This window comes from Spirulina sp. 06S082, assembly GCF_034932145.1.
GTDB lineage: Bacteria > Cyanobacteriota > Cyanobacteriia > Cyanobacteriales > Spirulinaceae > CCY15215.
The window spans coordinates 1-1301 of the sequence record NZ_JAYGHV010000106.1 but is presented as its reverse complement, the minus strand read 5'-3'; the positions used below and the strand labels follow the sequence as shown (position 1 = coordinate 1301).

The 1301-nt window shown below is 43.4% G+C and carries 2 protein-coding genes and 1 pseudogene; 1 reads left to right on the top strand and 2 read right to left on the bottom strand.

Going from position 1 to position 1301, the window contains the following annotated elements; translation table 11 throughout:
* Nucleotides 1-296 precede the first annotated feature (296 nt).
* Nucleotides 297-509, bottom strand: a complete 213-nt coding sequence (locus tag VB714_RS07325) for a DUF2839 domain-containing protein (protein ID WP_323222619.1) — start codon at nt 507-509, stop codon at nt 297-299.
* Nucleotides 510-637: 128 nt separating this feature from the next.
* Nucleotides 638-928 carry a PepSY domain-containing protein gene (locus VB714_RS07320; protein ID WP_323222617.1) on the bottom strand — a complete coding sequence of 97 codons (291 nt, stop codon included), beginning with the start codon at nt 926-928 and terminating at the stop codon, nt 638-640.
* 113 nt (nt 929-1041) lie between these two features.
* Here VB714_RS07320 and VB714_RS07315 point away from each other — a divergent pair.
* Nucleotides 1042-1301, top strand: a pseudogene (locus VB714_RS07315) (hypothetical protein); the annotation flags it as partial.

The following is a 1301-nucleotide window of genomic DNA, read 5'->3' as shown; positions in this document are numbered from 1 at the left end:
AGCGCCATATAGAAATCATTCGGGGTCGCCCATTTCTGGTATTTTCCTTGGCTATAAAATAGGTTATCGGCAAAGGCACGTTTGAGGGTTTCCAAACTCATGCCCGTGCGATCGTCTTCTACCTTTATTTGAATGTTTTGGGGAGATGAATTTGTCTGAACCACGGGGTCGCTCCGCTCCTATAGTAATTTGTCTGTTTCGTATTGTGACCTGAGCGATCGCCAATTGCTCAACTTCTTAACAAAATTGTCGGGAAGTGGGGCATAAAGTTCAGAGTAAACATTTTCTGCTCCTTGTTAATTCACCTCCCACCAGCCGAAGCCGGGTCCGATAAAGCGAATGGTCAGCCAGAGTGTCACCAAGGCCGCGATCGCGATCCAAGTGCCGAGGGTTGTCCATTTCATAAACTGATCTGCCTGTTTTTTGGAGATGGGAATCCACGGCAAAATATTTTTATCTTGACCGTATTTTTCTCCCAATGCTTCTTTGCGGCGTTTTGCTTCACCCATGATCGGTTAGTTTTCCTCCAAGCAAATAAGATTTGACTTGAAGCTATGATAGCGTTTTGGGTCAATTCTTCAGATACTATCTTGACTGAATCTCTGCTCCATTAGAGCGGAGATTTTTAGTTCATGTTTTAATCCGTCTTGTTAGGGGGACTCGATCGCCATAAACGAGCCATCATAATTCCGGTCAATAACATGGCAAAGACTCCAAGACCATTTAACAGCACATAGAAAACTCGTAGATCCTTTCCTAACCAAGCGCCTTGATGAATGGTCATTAAAAACTCGCCGACCTGATCCGATGCACCAAACCAACTGCGAGCAATCCGATAAACTACTCCGGTTAAAGCCGTAATAAATAAAGGCAAAAACACAATCGGGGCGAGCTTGCGATGCCATTTCCGTAAATCGCGTTGATTCATGTCAATCTTCCTTGTTTAAAACTGTTTTTTCTCTCGGGTCAAAAGAAAGTATAGAACAAAAAAGTCAAGAATTTGGCAAGATTCTTTAGTTAGATAATTTTCATGAAGGTAATATGACTCAATCCGATTTGCTCGAATTAGCCAAACAGGGAGATCCTGAAGCGATCGCGGTATTACTCGCCCGTCAATTTCAGCCCAAAGGAATTACCGTGACGGCGACATTGCAAGAAAAATGTTTGTATTTGGCGATCGCAGCAGCCAACGTCCCCAAACAAACGACTTTTAGTAACTATTTACACCAATCTCTTGACAAACTGACCCCCCAAGGGATTCATCGTGTTGAAATCTCTGGTTATAAACAGGGGGATTCTCA